Source organism: Candidatus Dormiibacterota bacterium, from assembly GCA_035635555.1.
In the GTDB taxonomy this organism is placed as follows: Bacteria; Acidobacteriota; Polarisedimenticolia; order Gp22-AA2; family Gp22-AA2; genus Gp22-AA3.
Genome location: DASQAT010000054.1, coordinates 1 through 19,962, shown reverse-complemented (window position 1 = coordinate 19,962; position 19,962 = coordinate 1). Strand labels below are relative to the sequence as shown.

The window sequence follows — 19,962 nt, the reverse complement described above, 5'->3', positions numbered from 1 at the left end:
GAGGCTCTGCCTCTTGAGAGCGCTAATCCCCTGAGGAGGCCACCATGAGGGGTTCCCGAACGTCCGTCTCACGGAATCGGTGTATCCGGTCGGTCGTCTTCGTTGGACTGCTGTCCGCGGGGCCGATCCTCACGGCCCCGGTCTGGGGGCAGCCGCAGTTTCCGAATCCGGTCTACGAGGTCGGCACGAACCCCTACGGTCTCGTGAAGGCCGACTTCGACGGTGACGGGATCGCCGACCTGGTCGCGTCCGACTATGGTTACGGCCCGAACTCGGCCAATTTACCCGCGGGCGGCTTGGCGTTTCTGCGCGGGCTGGGGGATGGCGTCTTTGAGGAGGCGGTCCCGATTTCGATGCTGAGCGGCCCTGCATCGGTGCTGACCGCCGACGTGAACGGCGACGGCCGGCCGGACCTGCTCTGCGAGTCGTTTTCGGCTTCCTACCCCAACGGGATCATCTCCCTGCGCTTGAACCTCGGGGGAGGCGCGTTCGCGGCGGAGCAGCTCCTGGTCAACGGAGGCGGGATCGATCTCAGGGTTGGGGACTTCAATGGCGACGGACGCCCCGATTTTCTTCTGAATGCCTGGGACGGCCAGGGTTACCTGGTCGTGCATTTCGGGAACGGAGACGGCACCTTCTTCGCCGCCCCCCGGTTCGCGGTCGGCTCGTCGTTTGACACGGCAGTGGCCGACGTGAACGAGGATGGACGCGACGACGTGGTCATGATGTCCTATCCGGCGGGACCGTCGGATCCGCCTCCGCCACAGAACGCCGTGCTGACGTTTCTGAGCCGCGGCGATGGCGGCTTCGACGCCGGCCCTTCGATCCCCCTCGGCGAATACGGGTACCTGCCGTTCCCTGTGGACCTCGACGGAGACGGGTTCGTCGATCTTGCCTTGAACACCTTCCACTGGGACGGGGGCAACGGCTCGGTCGGGCCTTTCCTGACGTTCTTTGGACACGGCGACGGGACGTTCGAGCCCGGACCCGTGAACCTCACGTCGATCGCCTACGACGTGGAGCCGGCCGACGTGAATGGCGACGGTTTCACCGACATCCTGACGATCGGCGATTCCGACCTCACCGTGCACCTGGGGAACGGCGACCGCACCTATTCCCCGGTCGCCGGGTATGTCCGCGCGGGCTCCAACGCACGGAAGGTCGTGATCGGCGACTGGGAGGGGGACGGACTTCTCGACGTGGCGGTCCTGTCCAATTTCTCCGGCGCGGTGTTCACCTTCGCCGGCAACGGAGACGGCACGTTCGGGCCCAGGCCGATCGCGTCCCTGTCTGACGCGCTCCTCGAAGGGGTCGCGACCGGCGACTTCAACGGCGACGGCCGGCTCGACATCGTGGCCGGCCGGGTCGTGGCGGACGACGTGGCGGTCCTGCTCGGCAATGGAGACGGCACGTTCGGGGCGCAGGTGCTGTATCCGGCAGGCATCAGCCCGCTCGCGGTGAGCGTCGCCGACTTCAACCGGGACGGTCGCCTGGACCTCGCGGTCCTCGACGCCAACTGGCACGACTTCGCCCCCGATCCGATCCCAGAGGGCAGCCTGTCGATCCTGTTCGGGAACGGGGACGGGACCTTCGGTGCCCCCGTGCAATACCCCAGCGGCGGCCTTGCGCTGGCGCTGGCGGTCGGCGACGTCAACGGCGACGGTGCTCCGGATGCCGTCATCGCCAACAGCCACGGGCGCGGTGGCGAGTCGAGCGACCTGTCCGTCTTCTTGAACGACGGATCGGGCGTGCTGGGCAGCCCCACGACTCTGGCGCTCGACGTGGCGGACTACTTCCCGTATGGCTGGACCTCCCCCGCCGCGCTCGCCATCGGCGACGTGACCGGCGACAAGCACGCGGACATCGCGGTCGCGATCCGTGGACTTCTCTACAGGGATCCGACACCGATTCCGGGCAAGCTGACGGTCATCCCCGGCAACGGCGATGGGACGTTCCAGGCCGGCTTCACTGTCGTCGAAGGGGATGACGCCAGCAGCGTCGCGGTCGGCGATCTCAACAACGACGGACGTCTGGACCTGGTGTTCGGCGATCCCAGCTCGTACTCGACGTTCCGGCCAGGGGCGGTCCAGGTGATCTTGGCCGGCCCCGGTGGGTCGCTCCAACCCCTGGCGCGTGCCGAGGCCGGCCAAGGACCACTGAGCCTTGGAATCGCGGACTTCAACGGCGACGCCATCCCCGATCTGACGGTTTCGAACAACGGCGGCTATCTCGCCGTGCTGCCGGGTGTCGGGGACGGAACCTTCGGGACGCGGACCAACTACGGACTGTTCGGGACTCCGGTTGCGGCCATCCAGGGTGACTTCAATTCGGACGGCCGCAGCGACCTGATGGTCGTGACCGAGGTCGGAGCGTTCGTCCTGGCGAACCAGTCGGGACTGCGCCTCGCGGTGACCGCGACCGTCTCCAACAACAACACACTGGGGAAGGGATCCGGTGTGGTCTCATGGACCACCAGCACGGAGACGGACGTGCGCGGGTTCAACGTCGTCATCCTCGACTCACACGGCCGGCTCCAGCTCAACAACGTCCTGATCCGTTGCGAGCAATGCACGACCGGAGTCGGCGCCAGCTATACCACGTTGCTCCCGAAGCACAAGAGCGGTCGCAACATCTATATCGAGGTGGTGCACCGAAGCGGCCGAATCGAGACGTTCGGTCCTGCGCGGAAGGAATAGGCGGCAAGACAGCAGTGCCACTGTTGAAAGCACCCCACACCGGCCGCCTAGTGTCGCCTGAATGCGGTGGTTGGGTGACGTCGTGAGTTTAGTCACGTGGGGCGCCCGCATCTCTGAGCCACCGTTCAAGAAGGATATCGACGTCATAGCCATATGTACTGAGCTGCCGCTCGTGCGTTCGCAGAATGCGCGCGAAAGCCTCTCTCTTTTCTTGGCCAGTTTGCCGCGCGGCCGGATGAGGTGCCCGCAGGATTATCGGCACTTTAGGTACATCGGGACCACACCATCGTGCAGTGTCGGTCGGCTTGGAGAACCTGAAAGTGAACGAAAGGATGAGAGATGGCGAGAAGAGCGAGAGTTCGCGGACGAGGTGTCGGCGGCTGCAGGTCTCGAATATTGCGTCTGACTGTATGCGCTCACCGAAGTGGCACTTCGCTTGATTTGTCACGTAGTGCAAGTGGGCTCTCATGTTCTCGGGGGCGATCGGTGAGCGACCACGATCCACGTAGATCCGATTGAACTGCGGCGACATCTCTCGCAGAACCTCGTCCACCATCCTAAGGAGCGGACGCAGTGGATGATCCTTCGGAACACGCTGCTCGACGAAATGTAGCTGAACATCCAGGCGTGCTGCCGATCGTATCCGCGCATCGGTCCCTCCTTCATAGAGGATCTACCGACGCTGCGATCGAAGTGATCAAGAAAAACGCGACTTTTTCAGCAAGCTGTTAGACTGATTCGAGATTCGAGAGAGAGTCATCGAGGTGCTGAGGACTTCACGAGCAATCGAAGAGTATCTATGTCTGGTTCGCCGGTCACGGGGAGGTTATGAGTCCGCTGAAATCGCCTGAGCGCGGTCACCGTCAGTGGTCCCCTCCTTCCATCCACATCTCCCGTGTAGTAACCCAGCGTGCGAAGCCTTGCTTGCACGTCCGAAATGGTCATTGTCGCGCCTGTAATCATTTGCTCGGCAATCGTCGTAGATTGTAGACTGACCACGGTGGGTGTGTCCGTCCTCAATAGCACGACATACCCATCATCACGACCTTCCCTTATGAGCACGAGCTTGCGAGAGTTGCGGTCGTAGTCGGGTACAAGAGAATGCATCGTCCATTTCATAGTCCCGGGGTCTGCGGCGCGAGCCGCTGCCAGAGCCCGCAGCAGTGCGTCGCCCGAGGCCGAGGAACCCGTAATAATCGAGGTTGGCTCTCGCGTTAGAGAGGCGGCGACTGCGAGAAGAGAGCCGAAAATGGCTGCCAGAGCAACGATCGATCCGAGAGCAAAAGTTAGACGCTTGGTGTACGAATATCCGCTTGGCGCATCGACAGCTCGTGGACGCCAGTGCGTTGGGTGCCCCACGGCAGAAAGGGCGCTATCTAGGTCGAGCAATGTGCGCTCGGTAAGGTACTCGGTTCGATGCTCCTCATAGGATCGATGATCGGAATCGACCTTAGCGTTGGTCTTAGAGATAACGTACCCCACGATAAGGAACACGAGGAGAAGAAGCAGTCCTGCGGTGATCTGAGCGTACTCGGGAGTGAGCTCTGCCTTAAGTATCAGGGCAATGAGACCACCATATGCACCCACTACGAGTGTTAGGAGCGTCTTGATGACATCGACAGTATGAGCTTTGTGCGCAATCTCAGACTCATGATACGCGCGCATCCCGTCAAACGCCTCCCGCTTATTCGCCTCATGCCGCCGCTCGTCATTCGGCCCTAGCTGTACTACCATTCCATCACCTCTCGGCTACCGGAGACAACGCTCCCGCTCAGGTGCGGCGGGCGCATGTCCCCGATGAATAATCCCCACACCTGCCGCCTGTCGGCGGCTGCAGCGGGTGGTTAGGCTTCCTCTTGACTACGTTCAGCCTCGGCATAATTACCGAGCTGCTTCAGAGTATCGTCAGCCATCCCGTCCAGCCCGAGAACAGCCTCGTCAAGAGCGGTGAGAAGTACGTCCATGCGCGAACAGAAGTGCTTGATATTGAATATGAAATTCTTCGGTAATGCGGCGGTTCCCTTCTTGTCGGTAGGGTAACGAAAGGAGTAGGACTGCTGATCGACACGGTCTAGATCGCGGACGAGCTGCTCGAAGTCTTGATAGGTCCGCAGGCCTTGAACCCGGAGATCCCACGACCAGCCGACAGACCTATTGATGAGTTCAATGATTGGGAGGAAGTCGACGAGCCGGTGACTTACTGAAGCCCGTCCCACAGGCATCGCGTCCATTGCCCGTGTAGCGAGGAGCTGCCGTGCCCCGACAACAAAGGTCTTCAGATAAAGCTCCAGAGCATGTCTATACGAGTAAACGATGGGACAGGCCATGACGTGTTCACTGACCTTCCTGAATTTGAAGGACTCCACAAGTTTGCGGCCCGCCCGGTGGAACGCCCCAGCGTAGTCGCGGAGCTGTTCGGGGGGGGCACCCCAGAAGTTGAGGATGATGTCCCCGTCTTCGCGACGCATCCTGAAAAGGGGCTCCCGTCTCAGCCTACTCTCCCTCGTCATTGTCGCTCGACTCCAAAGACAAGAAGCCTAACGCGAATTATATCGTTCGGTGTACCCGAGTAAACGGTGCCAGGCCGTCATGTGAATGACGCTTGCACTGGAGAGCGGTTGGCTCACTGAATTCTCGCGAGCGTGTGCTGGCGGGAACTATACGCCGAGACGTCAGTGGTCCGCAAGCCGGCGCTACTTCAAGTCCTTGAGGATTTCCCGGGCCGCATTTGCCCCGGATCCACCGGTGAGCCCGGTCCCCGGGTGCGTGCCGGAGCCGCACAGGTACAGTCCGTGGACCGGCGTGCGATAGCGGGCCCAGTCGAGCAGCGGACGCATCGTGAAGATCTGGTCCAGCGTCAGCTCGCCGTGGAAGATGTGGCCGGTGGTGAGGGAGTAGGTCGATTCCAGATCCTTCGGAGTGATCACCTGCCCCTTGATGATGAGGCTCTTCAAGTTTGGCGCGTATTCCGACAGCGTCTTGACGACCGTGTCGCCGAGCGCCTCGGCGCGGGCGTCCCAGTCGCCGGTCTTGAGGCGGAACGGGGCGTACTGCATGTAGATCGACATGACGTGCTTGCCGGATGGGGCCAGAGACGGATCGGCGATCGAAGGGATGGTCACATCGAGGTACGGGTTCTGGGAGAAGTCGCCGTACTTCGAGTCGTCGAAGGCGCGCTCGATGTAGTCGATCTCCGGGCCGATGTGGATCCGTCCCGACAGGGCGGCGGCGCCGTTCGGGGCCCCCGCGGGCGCGCGCTTCAGCGCCGTGAACTCGGGCAGGCCGGAGAGCGCGAGGTTCACCTTCGCGACGGTGCCGTAGCACCGGTAGTTCCGCATCCTGACGACGAACTCGGGGCCGAGGTGGACGGAGTCGACGAGTCCGAGCAGCGTGCGGCGCGGGTCGGCGTTGGAGATCACGGCTCCCGCCTCGATCGTCTCGCCTGAGGCGAGCGCGACTCCGGTCGCGCGACCGTCCTTCACCACGATCTGCTCGACGTCGGCGCCGGTCCTGATCTCGGCGCCGGCCTCTCTGGCCGCGGCGGCCATCGCCTGGGTCACGGCCCCCATCCCTCCTTTCGGGAAGAGGGTCGGACCGGCTGGGTTGCCGTCGCCGGCGGCCCGCATCAGCAGCATCAACGATGTCCCAGCCGACCAGGGGCCGAGGAAGGCGCCGAACGTCCCGCGCGCGGCCGCGGGCCGCGGGAGAATCTGCTGGACCGCGCCCTTTAAATCAGCCCCGCTCTCGCGCGGGCCTCCTCTTCGTGCCCCGCCCTGCTCCCGCACCGCCTCCCGGCGCCATCTCCAGCCCGAAGATTTCAGGGAGGTTTCCGCGCTCGAGGACGCGGCGCGCCGAGGGCGCCTTCTTCGCGAGGGCGAGACCCGTCCCGGCGCGGGCGATGAGGTCGTTCTGGTCGACGGCGCGCAGGGTGAAGAAGAGCTCGGGGCGTTCGTCGACGCGCGCGCCGATGCCGTAGAAGACGGCCGCGACGTGCTTGCACATCGTGGCCCAGTCCGGGCAGGAGCACGAGAGCTTGATCTCCCTCGGGGTCGGGAACAGCCCCGTGCCGGGGCGGCAGATGCGCTCCATGACCCCCGTCGAGAAGCGCCCCTGTAGGAGCTCGACGAGGGAATCGACGGCGCCGGCGCAGTCCTTGCAGATCGCCCGCCAGCGCGCCGGGCTCACCGGCGAGACGCGCACGACCACCTTGTAGAGGGACGATCCGCTCACCAGGGCGCGGACTTCGCGGGGGCCGATCCGCAGATCGAGGACCGAGCCGTTGCGGAGGTAGGTCCTGCCTCGCGGCAGGCGGTTGGCGTAATCGCTGTAGCGCTCCAGGTTGCGGCACCACGCGTCACCCCAGAATGTCCGCGCGATCGCGCGCCCTTCGACCTGGATGGGCGAGAGGGTCCTGGCGCCCTTCCTGAACCGTGCGATCAGGACCGCCGCGCGCCGCCGTCTTTCGGCTACCGGCACGTACGGAGGCCACTGGGTCCTCCATCTGTCGAACATCTCAAGCCTCCTTCAGGGCCGCGTTGATGTCGAGGGCTACGAGGTCGAGCAGCTCGTCGTCCTTCATCTCGGTGAGCAGCAGCTCGACACCCCCTTCCAGCAGGTCCCGCGACAGGGCGCGCTTCGATTCGATCAGGCGGTCGATCCTCTCCTCGACCGTGCCGCGGCAGACGAACTTGTGGACGAGCACGTTTCGGGTCTGCCCGATGCGGAAGGCGCGGTCCGTCGCCTGGTTCTCGACCGCCGGGTTCCACCAGCGATCGAAGTGGACGACGTGCGCGGCGGCGGTGAGATTGAGACCGGCGCCCCCCGTCTTGAGCGACAGGACGAAGTAGCGGACCGCGTCGTCCTCCTGGAAGTGGCGCACCAACTCCTGACGCTTGCCGACGGCGGTGGCGCCGTGCAGGACGAGACCCGGGGCCCCGAACACCGAGCCGAGGAAGGCCGCCACGGGCTCCGTCACCTCGCGGAACTGCGTGAACACCAGGACCTTCTCCTGCTTCGCCGCGATGACTTCGGCGATCTCCCGCAGCCGGGTCCACTTGCCGCTGTCCTTCTCGGCCCAGGCGCCGTCCCTCAGCCACTGCGAGGGGTGATTGCAGATCTGCTTGAGGCGCATGAGATACGCCAGGATGATGCCGCGGCGCTGGATCCCTTCGGCGGCGGCCAGCGCGGCCTTCAGATCGTTCACGGCCTGCGCGTACAGCGCCGCCTGCCTGCGGCTGAGAGGACAGAACGCCTTGACCTCGGTCTTGTCGGGAAGGTCGGCGATGACCGTCTTGTCGGTCTTCAGGCGTCTCAGGATGTAGGGACGCACGAGCTCCCGCAGCGGCGCGTACGGATTGTGCGGCCGCCGCGCGAGGCGCTTGACGAAGCCGGAGAATTCCTTCGACGATCCGAGCAGGCCGGGATTGATGAAGTCGAAGATCGACCAGAGGTCGCCGAGGCGGTTCTCGATCGGCGTGCCGCTGAGCGCGAACCTCGCGCGGGCCTTGAGCGTCTTGGCCGCGCGCGTCTGCCTGGCGGCCGGATTCTTGATCGCCTGCGCCTCGTCGAGGACCACGAGGTCCCAGGATGTCTTGGTCAGCCAGGGGAGCCGGTGCAGCGAGCCGTAGCTCGTCATGACGAGATCGATTCCGGCGAGGCGCTCCGGCGCGAGCGTCCTGACCTCGGCCGCCGGCATCGCCGACGGGTGCGCGACGAGCGCGCGCAGTCGAGGCGCGAAGCGCTCGATCTCCGACGCCCAGTTGGCCAGAAGGGAGGCCGGCGCGACCAGGAGGCTCGGCTTCCGGCGGTCGGAGCGCTCGCGGTCAGCCGCCTCGCTCTTCAAGACTTGCAGGAGCGCCAGCACCTGGATCGTCTTCCCGAGCCCCATGTCGTCCGCCAGGCAGGCCCCGAGCCCGAGCCGCGACAGCAGGTAGAGCCAGCGCAGCCCGACGTGCTGGTAGGGGCGCAGCGTGTCGCGCAGCGCCGCGCCGGGATCGACGCGCGCCAGTCCCTGCGGGCTCCGCAGTCCCTTCAAAGTCTCGGAGAGCCAGGGCCCCGCGACCACCCGCGACCAGTCGGGGCCGTCGCCGCCCACTTCGCCTCCACCCGCGAGACCGCCACCCGCCGGGCCGCCGGCGCCGCCGCCTGGGCCATCTGCGCCGTTCGCGATGTCGGCGCCGGCGAGCAGACGCATCGCCTCGCCGAACCCCAGGCCGTCGTCCGCGGCGGCGCGCTGCACCGAGCGGAACTGCTCGATCGTCCGCCGCAGCCGTTCCCGATCGATCTCGACCCACCGTCCGCGGATGAGCGCCATCTCCTCCGTCCCGGCCAGCAGCTCCTCGACCTCGCGGGACGTCAGGGCGGCCCCCTCGATCGTGACCGCCATGTCGAAGTCGAGCAGCGCGTCCCGGCCCACGACGGAGGGGGCGCGCCCGCCGATCGTGGCGGTCACCAGCGGCCGCAGCGGTCGATTCCCCACCCAGGACGCCGGCATACGCACGGCGATGCCCGCCTCCTGAAGCCGCGGCACGTCGCGCAGGAGTTGCAGCGCCTCCCGGGACAGCCATCGCAGCGGATGGAAGACCTCCCCGGAGTCGAGCATCTCCTTCAGCCAGGGGCACGTCGTCGCCGCGCGCTGCACCGGGAGAAGCAGCGCCAGCAGCCGGTCCTTCTTCGCCGCCCCCGCGTATTCGCGCAGCGCTTGTCCGAGCGGCAGATGCTGCGCCTGCGCGTGCCGCGACAGACGCGTCGTGTAGGTCGCGAGAAACGCGAACGGTGCCTCGCCGTCGCCCTTGTTCTCGGCGAGATGGAAATGAACGCGCCCCACGAGGTTCCACGCCGGATTGTGCCGCTTGAGGAAATCCTGGACGCCGGCGCGCGACTCGGACAGCTCCGCCGCCAGCGCCGTATCGATCGCGCCCCAGAGGTCCCGCAGGAGACCCGCCGTGACGTATTCCGTGCCGGTCATCGGAGGAGCGGCCTCCGCCATCGGCTCGATTTCTTCTTCGGGAGGCGGGGCGGGGCGCGCCGGCGCGACCTTCCCGGCCAGATCCTGCCTCGCCAAATCCCCCTGGGCGGCTTCCGGCAGCGTGCACAGCGCCGTCACGTACCGGGCGCCGAGGTCCCGCCAGAATGAGAGGACCGGCGGCAGCGCCGTCCCGATCTCGCCCGCCCCGAGCTGCAGCAGCCCGTGCCCCGGGCCGCGCGCGAAGGCGCTCTCGAGACGCTCGGCGGCTTCCCGATCGAAAGGAGGCGCGGTATCGCCCGGCTCCAGCCCGAGTCGGCCCTGCGGCGTCACGAACACTGCGTCAGCGCTCCATCGTGGGGGGGCGGAGAGGGGATTGTACGCGAGACGTGCGGCCCGAGTCGATGGCCCGACTCGACGACTTGACGACATGACCAGATGTGACTATCTTCTGGTCATGAAGAAGGTCCGGATTGCGGAGCTCAAGACCCGCCTGAGCGAGCACCTCCGCAGGGTGCGGCGCGGCGAGACCTACACGGTGATGGACCGGGAGACACCGATCGCCCGGCTCGTTCCGTATGGCGCCGAAGCCGAACCCCTCAGGGTCCGCAAGCCGCTGCGGCGCGTCCCGAGCCTGCACGACGTCCGGCTGCCGCCGCCGCTCAAGGTCGGCGTCGATGCGGTCGCCCTCCTTCTCGAGGAAAGGCAGGTCGGGCGCTGATCGCCTATCTCGACTCATCGGTGCTGCTGCGGGTCGTCCTGGGTCAGCGCGGCAGACTGAAGGAGTGGAAATCTGTCCGCGACGGAGTCGCCAGCGCCCTGGCCGAGGTGGAGTGTCTGCGGACGCTCGACCGGCTGCGGCTCCGCAATGCCATCGACGATGACGATCTCTCGGTGCGCCGCGAGGCGGTGTACCGGCTGCTGGAGGAGATCGAGATCGTGGAGCCGACCCGGCCCGTCCTGGCCCGCGCCTCTCTTCACCTGCCGATCCCGATCGGCACCCTCGACGCGATCCATCTCGCCACCGCCATGCTCTGGCGTGAATCATCCTCGGCCGACCTGGTGTTCGCGACGCACGACACGGCGCTCGGAATCGCCGCGCGCTCCAGCGGCTTCAGGGTCGTCGGGCTCGACCGGACTTAGGCTCCTGTCGTCGCGCTCCCGGCCTCGCCGCTCTTCGCGCGCAGACGCATTCGCTGGCACGAACATTGTTGAATTTTCCATCTTGACATCGCGCCGAGTGAGTGTAAATTAGACGCGTCGTACCCGTTCCGCCCCCACGTGAAATCCGATGATCAAATACGGTTGCCAAGCGACCGCCGCGGCGGCCACCGTCTGCTCGGAGGATCCTGCTGGATCGTACCGGGCGCCGGAGCCAGCGGCCCATCGATCGCGCGGCGCGCTCCCCGGCGCGCGCCCCTCGGCGAGCCGCGATCCGCGCGTCCCGCCGCCCCATCCCGGCGCGCCGTCGCCGGCCCGCGTCACGGCGGAGGTTCGCCCATCGCCAGCTCCGCGCGTCGAGGCCGCGGCCCTCGCGCCGCCTCCACCGCGCGTCGAGACCGCCGCCCTGCGCGCCGATGCGCTGGCGCGCTCGTTGAGCGCGGCGCGTGCGCGGATCACCCTGCCGCTCGCGCAATTGGCGGCATCGCTCTGCCGCGAGCGCGCCTGGTGCGCCTTCGGGTTCGCCCGCGCCTCCGATTTCGCACTCGAGTACCTCGACCGCTCGGGCCGCTGGCTGCGCGATCTGGCGGCGCTGCACTCGGCGCTCACGGTGCTTCCGGGACTGGACGCCGCGCTCACCGGCGACGATGGTGGCCCGCCCCTGGGCCACGTGCGCGCGCTCCTCATCGGCCGCGTGGCCGGCGCCGGCAACCTCGCGGGCTGGATCGCCCTGGCGCGCCGCCTCACCGTCCGCGCGTTGCGCGAGGCCGTCACCCGCGCGCGCAACGCCGGACAGGACGGCTCGCAGGCTCCACCCACGCCGAAGGATTCGCCTGGCGGCCCTGACTCGGACACCGGCGACCACGACACAACGCTCGCCACAATACCCGCCACAATAGATGACGAGGCCCATGACGACCGCGTGCTCCTCCGCATCGCCTCGCCGTCCGCTCTCGTCGCCGCCTTCGACGAGGCCGTCGACCTTCATCGCGCCGTGGAGGGGAACGAGACGACCATCGCATCGTTCGTCGAGTCTCTCGTCGCCGAGGCCTCGGCCGCCGAACCCCTCGCCGAGGAGCAGGCCGTCCCCTGCGCGCCGTCCCCCGAATCGCGGTTCTTTCCGGGCGCGCCATCCTTGGACATCGACCGCACCGGCATCCGGCACGGCCCGCGTCCCTCCATCGTCGAAGAGGCTCTGGCGCGCTCAACAGACGGCTGGAGCCATCTGCCGGAGAAGAACGACGCGTCGTGGGGCCTGGCGCTCGGCCGCTCCACCCTCCGCCGGCTCGCGGCTTTGGCGCGCGAGGGCGACCGGGGCTCGCCCGCGGAGCGCGTGGCCCGGATGCGCGCGCTCCTGTCGATCGAGACCGAGCTCGAGGTCCGACTCGGCCGCCTCCTGGCGACGATGGGGGAGGACCGGGCCTGGACGCGCCTGCGTTTCGCCGGCGTCGGCCACTACGCCGAGGAGCGGCTCGGGCTGTCGCGCACCGCGGCCCAGTCGCGCGCCCGCGCCGCGCACCTGCTCGGACGTTTTCCACGCGTGCGCGAAGCGTACGAGGCGGGCGCGCTCGGTCTGGAGGCCGCGCTCGTCGTCGGGCGCGTCCTGTCCGCGCCCGCTGCCGGCGGCGCCCCCGCCGAGCGCGCCTGGGTCCGCCACGCGCGCGAGGTCACCGTCAAGCGCCTGCGCGACGAGGCCCGCGCCATCGTCCGCGCCGCGGCCATCCGCCCTGCTGGCGCGCCGTCCCCCCTGTCCGACGACTTCTGGCATACCTCGCTCTCGCGCGCGCCCGGCACCGCGCACCGCCGCGTCGGCGTCCTGGGGATGCTGGCCATCGGCGCCCGCCCGCTGGACGGGTCCATCGACGCGTCCGTGCCCCCCTCGCTCGACGCCGAGGACCCCGCCCGGCTCGCCGCGTCGTTCTCCCCGGCGACGGCGGTCCTCCCCAAACCGGACGTTTTCCTCCGGCTGACGCTTCCTTTTGATCTAGCCGACCGATTCCTGGCCGCCGTGGAGGGAGCGCGCGCCCGCCTCGGCCGGGAGGCGGAGGCGATCGCGTGGTACGTGGAGGATGCGGGGGGCGGCTCCGCGTCCGGAGGCGGAATCCTTGCCGAAGGCCAGATCCCGTCCGGAGATCGTCTCCCCGCTGCGCGCCTTGCCGCCCGGATGTTTTCCATCGCCTCCCGCCGCGTCCCTGATTGGATCGGTCTCCTCGCCCTGCTCGAGGACTTCGTCGAGACGTGGGATCCACCGGAGCACGCCGGCGATCTCTCCGCCGATCCGATCTTCGTCCGCGACGGCTGGCGCTGCCTCGCGCCGGCGTGCTCCTCGCGCCGAAATCTCGAGGACCACCATGTCCACTACCGGTCGCACCTCGGCGGCAATGGGCAGCACAACCGTGTCTGTCTCTGTCGTTTCCACCATCAGCGAGGTGAGCACGGGGGGCTCGCCTCCTGCCGGGGCACGGCGCCGCTGTCGCTCACGTGGCGTCTCGGTTCGGCTGAAGTCGGTCGCTGGTATCGCAACGAGCGGCGCCTGCCCGGAGATCCTGGTGCGCCGGCCTCGGGCGAGGCGGATGCGTCGCGTTCGGGCGAGACTCACGCGCGGGGTTCGGGCGAGGCGGGCGCGTCGCCGGGGTCGTCGTGATGCCGGTTGCTACTTCGAGTCCTTCAGGATTTCCCGCGCCGCGTTCGCCCCCGAGCCGCCGGTGAGCCCGGTCCCCGGGTGCGTGCCGGAGCCGCACAGATACAGGCCGGCGACCGGCGTCCGGTACCGCGCCCAGTCGAGCAGCGGACGCATCGTGAAGATCTGGTCCAGCGTCAGCTCGCCGTGGAAGATGTGGCCGGTGGTGAGGGAGTAGGTCGATTCCAGATCCTTCGGCGTGATCACCTGCCCCTTGATGATGAGGCTCTTCAAGTTGGGCGCGTATTCCGACAGGGTCTTGACGACCGTGTCGCCGAGCGCCTCGGCGCGGACGTCCCAGTCGCCTGTCTTGAGGCGGAACGGCGCGTACTGCATGTAGATCGACATGACGTGCTTGCCGGACGGGGCCAGAGTCGGATCGGCGATCGAAGGGATGGTCACGTCGAGGTACGGGTGCTGCGAGAAGTCGCCGTATTTCGAGTCGTCGAAGGCGCGCTCGATGTAGTCGATCTCAGGGCCGATGTGGATTCGTCCCGACAGGGCGGCGGCGCCGTTCGGGGCCCCCGCGGGGGCGCGCTTCAGCGCAGTGAACTCGGGCAGCCCCGAGAGCGCGAGGTTCACCTTCGCGACGGTGCCGTAGCAGCGGTAGTTCCGCATCCTGACGACGAACTCGGGGCCCAGGTGGACGGGGTCGACGAGTCCGAGCAGCGTCCGCCGCGGGTCTGCGTTGGAGATCACGGCCCCAGCCTCGATCGTCTCGCCCGAGGCGAGCGCGACTCCGGTCGCGCGGCCGTCCTTCACCAGGATCTGCGCGACGTCGGCGCCGGTCCTGATCTCGGCGCCGGCCTCTCTGGCCGCGGCGGCCATCGCCTGGGTCACGGCCCCCATCCCTCCCTTCGGGAAGAGGGTCGGACCGGCGGGGTTGCCGTCGCCGGCGGCCCGCATCAGCAGCATCAACGATGTCCCGGCCGACCAGGGGCCGAGGAAGGCGCCGAACGTGCCGCGCGCGGCGATCGTGGCGCGCAGCAGCTCGGTCTCGAAGAACTCGGCGACGAGGTCGGCGATCGCCATCGGGCCCCAGCGCAGGACGTGGTACATCTCCTTCTTGCCCAGGCCCCGCAGGCCGCGGCCGACCTTCAGCATGTTCCAGAGATCCCCCGACGATGGATGGTCGATCGAGGGCGGGGTCGTCTCCAGCACCTGCGCCATGACCTTGCCGATGCGGCCGAGGGTGGCGTGGAACTCCTTGTACTTCTCGGCGTCCTTCGCCGAGAAGCCGGCGATCGAGGCGGCCGAGCGCTCGGCATCGTCGTACAGGAACAGGCTGCGCCCGTCGGGGTGCGGCGCGAAGACGCGCACCTCGGGGCGGATGATGTGCAGGCCGTGCCGGTCGAGCGCCATGTCGCGGGCGACGTCGGGGCGCAGCGGGCCGAGCGTGTGGGCGAGTGTCGGGACCTTGAAGCCGGGGTGGAACTCGTCGGTGATGGCGGCGCCCCCCACGACCGGGCGGCGCTCGAGGACGAGCGGCTTGCGGCCGGCCTTCGCCAGGTAGAACGCGGTCACCAGGCCGTTGTGCCCGCCCCCGATGATGACGACGTCGCGCTTCATGGCCATGCCTTAGGCAATCCCCCGCTTCCAGTCCTTCAGGATCTCCATCGCGGCGATCCGGCCGTTCGCCCCCATGATGCCGCCCCCCGGGTGCGTGGACGAGCCGCACATGTAGAGGTTCTTGATCGGTGTCCTGTACTTGGCCCAGCCGGGGATGGGGCGCAGGAAGAACAGCTGCTCGAGCGACAGCTCCCCCTGGAAGATGTTCCCTTCGGTCAGGCCGAACTCGCGGTCGAGGTCGAGCGGTGTGACGACCTGGCGGCCGACGATGATCTTCTTGAGATTGGGGGCGTACTGGGCGATCGTGTTCACGACCGTGTCGCCGAACGCCTCGCGTTTCCCCTCCCACGCCTCGGGCCCTTCCTTCAACTTGTACGGGGCGTACTGCACAAAGCACGAGAGGATGTGCTTGCCCGGGGGTGCCACCGACGGATCGGTCAGCGACGGGATGACCATGTCGATGTACGGCTTGCTCGAGTACACGCCGTACTTCGCCTCGTCGTACGCCCGCTCCATGTACTCGACGCTCGGCGAGATCGAGACGGCGCCGCGCAGGTGCGCGCCCGGCCCCGGGATGCAGGTGAAGTCGGGCAGGGCGTCGAGCGCCAGGTTGACCTTGCCGCTCGAGCCGCGCAGCTTGAAGCGGCGCACCTCCTCGACGAACTCCGACGGCAGGTGCTCGGCGTCGATCAGCTTCAGGAAGGTCCGGTTCGGGTCGACGCTCGACGACACGACGTCGGCGTGGATCTCGTCGCCGTTCTGCAGGACGACACCGGTCGCCTTGCCGTTCTTGATCAGGATCTTCTCGATGCCGGCCTTGGTCCGGATCTCGACCCCCGCCTCGCGCGCCGCCTCGGCGATGGCGTTGCTGATGGCGCCGGTGCCGCCGCGGGCGAAGCCCCACGAGCGGAACGCCCCGTCGATCTCCCCCATGTAGTGGTGCAGCAGCACGTAGGCGGTCCCCGGCGAGCGCACCCCCAGGAACGTGCCGATGATCCCCGACGCCGACATCGTCGCCTTGAGGATGTCGGTCTCGAACCACTGGTCCAGGAAATCGATGGCGCTCATCGTCATCAACTGGACCTGGTTGTACTTGTCCTCGCCCGACAGCGCCTGGAAGCGGCGGCCGAGGAACAGCAGCTTCATCAGGTCGCGCGGGTTGAGGGTCGTCGGGTCGGGGGGCGTCATGCTGAGGATCGGCTTCACGAACCGGCACATCTGCACCATCGCCTTGCCGAACTCTTCGTAGGCATCGGCGTCGGCGCGCGAGTGGCGCCTGATCTCCCGCATCGTCTTGGCGTGGTCGTTGACGCGCCAGAGATACTTGTCACCGTCGATCGAAGGCGTGAAGGTGCCGTCGAGCGGCAGGATCTCGAGGCCATGCCGCGGCAGGTCGAGCTCGCGGATGATCTCCGGACGCAGCAGCGACACGACGTACGAGCAGACCGAGAACTTGAACCCGGGGAAGATCTCCTCGGTCACCGCCGCGCCGCCGAGGACGTGACGGCGCTCGAGGACGAGGACCTTCTTCCCCGCCCGCTGCAGATACGCGGCGTTGACCAGCCCGTTGTGCCCGCCCCCGACGATGATCGCGTCGTACTTCGTCGCCATGCTGGTCCTTCTCAGTATCTGAACCGGTGCCGCGTGATGTGAAATGAGGGCTCATTCTACGGATAGCGCGGTCGCCGTGCAAGGAAGAAAAGAAAGGGGATGGAGGCGATTTCACCCCGCGCAACGAGGCCGGTCGCGGGGCGTCCGAGGCTGCGCCCGCCGGGGATGGGGCGGCTCCCTGCATGAAGCCTCCCCTCGACTCGAGACGCGCCGCCCGCCGGCACGATCACAAGGTAGCGGGTCTTCGGCGCACGCTCTCGAGCGACCCGGCGGACGCAGCCTCCGACGCCGCTCCGCCGACGGTTAGAGCATGAATGCCCCTCCGATCCTTCGATCCGTCCACGCCCGCCTCCAGGATCTATAATCGGCGGCGAATCGATCCTCAGAGGACTCGTCCCGATGCGCGCTCTTCCGCTGTCCGTCCTGCTCGCGCTGGCGATCGGCTCGTCGACGAGTCGGGCGGCGGCCCAGGAGATCCAGAGCGGTCTGCTGGATGGGATCGAGGTCAAGGACTTCCAGGGACAGAAGGTGTATCAGTCACGGATCGAGCCCTGGCCGGTCCACGACATCCTGATCAGCGCAATCATTCTTGAGATCGGCACCTCGAGGAGGGAACTGTTCCTGGGAGTCTCTCTCTGGGGGGTCCACGCCGGGAAATTGGGGCGCCTCAGATTCGCTCTCGACGGGTCGACCGTCGTCCTGGACCTGGGTGCGAAAGGGGACGCCGTCCTCGACACGTCGGGATGCCGGCCGAAGGCGGTGCTGACGCTCAATGACGAGGAGAGCCTCGTGCGCCGGCTCGCCGCGTCGGGGAGCGGGGCAGCGGCGGACATCCCGGTCGAATACGAGTCGCGCGGAGTCCTCCTCAAGGGGGTGCTGACCACGGAGGATCGGGAGCGGTTCCGGCGGATCGTCGACCTGTACGAAATGACCGACCTGCCTCCAGCCCCCCGTCCCCCGGAATACAAGGACGGTCAGTTCGTGGGGCTCACGCTCGAGGATGTCACGGCTCCGGAGATCATTCCAAAGTCCAAGGTCACGCCAAAGTGTCCGGCTCGGGCGCGCGCCAGCCGCAAGAGCGGACAGGTCGTCCTGGTGGCCACAATTCTGAAGGACGGCACTATTGGGGCCCTGCGTCCCGTGCAGGTCACCGGCGGCGGGTGCGGCTTCGCGGAGGCCTCGATGGAGGCTGTCAAACAGTGGAAGTACCACCCGGCCACGAAAGCCGGCCAGCCGGTCGAGGTCGAATTCACCATCGTCGTGGACTTCGTCCTGAGATAGTGAGGTCGCGCAAAGCGAGTACCATTTCTGATCCCGGCCAGGGAGGTAGCGATGACCAAAGCTCTGGAACGAGCCTTCCACGAGGCCTCGAAGCTGTCCGAAGCCGAGCAGGACGCGCTCGCCGAGGCCATCCGGAACGAAGTGTTGGGGGAAGGGTCATCGGATGCTCTCGAGAATTTGGCCGACGAGGCCATCGCGGAGCATCGCGCAGGTCGAACGCAACGGCTCAAATCTGGGAAGCGGTGAAATCACATACCACCTCGCGCTTCCGATTTTCTCGGCACGCGTCGTATTGGGGTATCGCGCCATTGCCGTAAGGGACCCGAAGATCGATCTTCGTTGCTGCCATCGCGTCGGTGAGGCGGAGCTTCTCATACTGCCCGGCGGGCGCGCCCTCGGCGCCGGGCTCCCCACGTAACCGCCGGTGCCACATTCGACATCGGCACTCTTTCGCTGGCGCCCGATTGGACGAGTAATCTCTGCTATCAAGTTGCCGGACGGAGTCTTTGGAGGTACATTTAGCCGTACTTCTGGAGGGATCGAAAATGCCCAAGGTACCAGAGATCATGCCGGTGACCGATCTGCGCCAGGATGCTGCGGGTGCCCTGAAGCGGGTGCGGGCTTCCAAGCAGCCGATTGTCATCACGCAACGCGGCCGAGCCGCAGCCATCATGCTGAGTGTCGAGGCCTACGAGAGAGGTGAGCACGAGCGTCAGCTGCTGCGGCTGCTGGCCAGGGGAGAAAAGGAAATAGCCGCGGGCGAGGGCTACGACTTGAACGAGGTCCTGGACGAAGCTGATGCGCTTCTGGCTCACGCGTCGAAGTGAAAATTCGGTTCACACCCTCGGGCCGCCTTCAATTCCTGACGGTCCTGGCTTACGTTCGCGGCGACAATCCGGAGGCGGCACGGAAACTCCGGCTGCGGGCCGAGCAAATACTCCGGCGGCTCGGTAGATATCCCAAATCAGGTCGTCTGATCCCCGAATTCCCAGAACTGTCGTACCGAGAGGTTCTCATTCCCCCGTACCGGTTCTTCTATCGGGTCGAGCGTAAGACAGTCTGGGTTGTGGCCGTGTGGCACGGGGCGCAGCTTCCTGACGAGCCCATCGTAAAATAGGGCATCCGCCTCGACTACTTCGTTTCCGCAGTCGCGCCCCGTGCAACGCGGGTTGCGGCTCTCGTCATGCGTGGGCTAGAATGCGCCCTTCCAACAGGAGGAAGCGCGAGTGCCGATCGGGACAGCGGTCCACGAGAGAACCCTCAAGCTGTGCGAGAGCCTGAACTACCGCGAGTGGTCCGGCTACTACGCAGTCAGCGTGTACGAGATGCACCACGAGCACGAGTACAACGCGCTGCGCAACGCCTGCGGCCTGATCGACATCTCCCCGCTGTTCAAGTATCTGGTCCAAGGACGCGACGCGACGAAGCTCCTGAACCGCGTCATCACCCGCGACGTCTCGAAGATGACGACGGGGCAGGTGATCTACACGCCGTGGTGCGACGAGGCGGGGAAGATCATCGACGACGGCACCGTGTCACGTCTCGACGAGACGACCTACAGGATGACCGCCGCCGATCCGAACCTGCGCTGGCTGCGCATCAACGCGATCGGCATGGACGTCGCGATCGACGACATCTCCGAGAAGACGGCGGCGCTGGCGCTGCAGGGACCGACGTCAGGCAAGCTGCTCAAGAAGGTGGCGCAGGCGGACGTCGCCAACCTGAAATACTTCCGCGTGACGCGCGGCACGATCGCCGGTGTTCCCGTGGACATCTCGCGCACCGGCTACACGGGGGACCTGGGATACGAGATCTGGATCCCGTGGAGCGACGCGGTCAGGGTGTGGGACGCGCTGATGGAAGGGGGGCGGGCGTTCGACATCCACCCGACCGGGATGCTGGCGCTCGACGTGGCGCGCATCGAGGCCGGGCTCATCCTGATCGAGGTCGACTACAACAGCAGCAAGAAGGCGGTGATCGAGTCGCAGAAGTACACGCCC

16 protein-coding genes are annotated in these 19,962 nt (G+C 67.0%); 9 read left to right on the top strand and 7 right to left on the bottom strand.

Going from position 1 to position 19,962, the window contains the following annotated elements; all coding sequences use genetic code 11:
- Positions 1-44 precede the first annotated feature (44 nt).
- Positions 45-2,696, top strand: coding sequence for a VCBS repeat-containing protein (locus tag VEW47_16050; protein ID HYS06692.1), 2,652 nt, complete (start codon positions 45-47; stop codon positions 2,694-2,696).
- 756 nt (positions 2,697-3,452) lie between these two features.
- Here VEW47_16050 and VEW47_16045 read toward each other — a convergent pair.
- From VEW47_16045 to VEW47_16025, 5 genes are all read right to left on the bottom strand, one after another.
- The gene (locus VEW47_16045; protein HYS06691.1) at positions 3,453-4,430 is read right to left on the bottom strand and encodes a peptidoglycan-binding domain-containing protein; all 978 of its coding nucleotides are present in this window, start codon (positions 4,428-4,430) and stop codon (positions 3,453-3,455) included.
- Positions 4,431-4,540: 110 nt separating this feature from the next.
- Positions 4,541-5,164 carry a hypothetical protein gene (locus VEW47_16040; protein ID HYS06690.1) on the bottom strand — a complete coding sequence of 208 codons (624 nt, stop codon included), beginning with the start codon at positions 5,162-5,164 and terminating at the stop codon, positions 4,541-4,543.
- 225 nt (positions 5,165-5,389) lie between these two features.
- Positions 5,390-6,481, bottom strand: a complete 1,092-nt coding sequence (locus tag VEW47_16035) for an NAD(P)/FAD-dependent oxidoreductase (protein ID HYS06689.1) — start codon at positions 6,479-6,481, stop codon at positions 5,390-5,392.
- Positions 6,429-7,208: an SWIM zinc finger family protein gene (locus VEW47_16030; protein HYS06688.1), complete on the bottom strand. Its 780-nt coding sequence runs from the start codon at positions 7,206-7,208 to the stop codon at positions 6,429-6,431. The genes VEW47_16035 and VEW47_16030 overlap by 53 nt, the downstream gene beginning before the upstream one ends.
- A 1-nt stretch (position 7,209) precedes the next feature.
- Positions 7,210-9,999, bottom strand: a complete 2,790-nt coding sequence (locus VEW47_16025; GenBank protein ID HYS06687.1) for a DEAD/DEAH box helicase — start codon at positions 9,997-9,999, stop codon at positions 7,210-7,212.
- A 91-nt stretch (positions 10,000-10,090) separates the two neighbouring features.
- On the opposite strand from VEW47_16025, the gene VEW47_16020 reads away from it, so the two are divergent.
- From VEW47_16020 to VEW47_16010, 3 genes are all read left to right on the top strand, one after another.
- Positions 10,091-10,381 carry a type II toxin-antitoxin system prevent-host-death family antitoxin gene (locus tag VEW47_16020; protein ID HYS06686.1) on the top strand — a complete coding sequence of 97 codons (291 nt, stop codon included), beginning with the start codon at positions 10,091-10,093 and terminating at the stop codon, positions 10,379-10,381.
- A gap of 20 nt (positions 10,382-10,401) precedes the next feature.
- On the top strand, positions 10,402-10,803 hold the full coding sequence (locus VEW47_16015; protein ID HYS06685.1) for a PIN domain-containing protein: 402 nt from the start codon (positions 10,402-10,404) through the stop codon (positions 10,801-10,803).
- A 148-nt stretch (positions 10,804-10,951) separates the two neighbouring features.
- A complete protein-coding gene (locus tag VEW47_16010; GenBank protein HYS06684.1) occupies positions 10,952-13,465 on the top strand; it encodes an HNH endonuclease signature motif containing protein in 2,514 nt (837 codons plus the stop codon).
- 9 nt (positions 13,466-13,474) lie between these two features.
- Here the strand turns inward: VEW47_16010 and VEW47_16005 are convergent, their stop codons facing one another.
- Both VEW47_16005 and VEW47_16000 read right to left on the bottom strand, forming a co-directional pair.
- On the bottom strand, positions 13,475-15,076 hold the full coding sequence (locus VEW47_16005; GenBank protein ID HYS06683.1) for an NAD(P)/FAD-dependent oxidoreductase: 1,602 nt from the start codon (positions 15,074-15,076) through the stop codon (positions 13,475-13,477).
- A 3-nt stretch (positions 15,077-15,079) separates the two neighbouring features.
- Positions 15,080-16,681 (bottom strand): NAD(P)/FAD-dependent oxidoreductase, encoded by a 1,602-nt coding sequence (locus VEW47_16000; GenBank protein ID HYS06682.1) that lies wholly within the window; start codon positions 16,679-16,681, stop codon positions 15,080-15,082.
- 399 nt (positions 16,682-17,080) lie between these two features.
- Here VEW47_16000 and VEW47_15995 point away from each other — a divergent pair, with 399 nt between their 5' ends.
- The 5 genes from VEW47_15995 to VEW47_15975 form a co-directional block, all read left to right on the top strand.
- Positions 17,081-17,962 carry an energy transducer TonB gene (locus tag VEW47_15995; GenBank protein HYS06681.1) on the top strand — a complete coding sequence of 294 codons (882 nt, stop codon included), beginning with the start codon at positions 17,081-17,083 and terminating at the stop codon, positions 17,960-17,962.
- 51 nt (positions 17,963-18,013) lie between these two features.
- On the top strand, positions 18,014-18,208 hold the full coding sequence (locus VEW47_15990; protein ID HYS06680.1) for a hypothetical protein: 195 nt from the start codon (positions 18,014-18,016) through the stop codon (positions 18,206-18,208).
- Positions 18,209-18,507: 299 nt separating this feature from the next.
- Entirely contained in the window at positions 18,508-18,789 is a 282-nt protein-coding gene (locus VEW47_15985) for a type II toxin-antitoxin system Phd/YefM family antitoxin (GenBank protein HYS06679.1), read from the top strand.
- Entirely contained in the window at positions 18,786-19,079 is a 294-nt protein-coding gene (locus VEW47_15980; protein HYS06678.1) for a type II toxin-antitoxin system RelE/ParE family toxin, read from the top strand. Before VEW47_15985 ends, VEW47_15980 begins: the two co-directional genes overlap by 4 nt.
- 109 nt (positions 19,080-19,188) lie before the next feature.
- On the top strand, positions 19,189-19,962 hold a 774-nt coding region (locus VEW47_15975; protein ID HYS06677.1), incomplete at its 3' end, for an aminomethyltransferase family protein.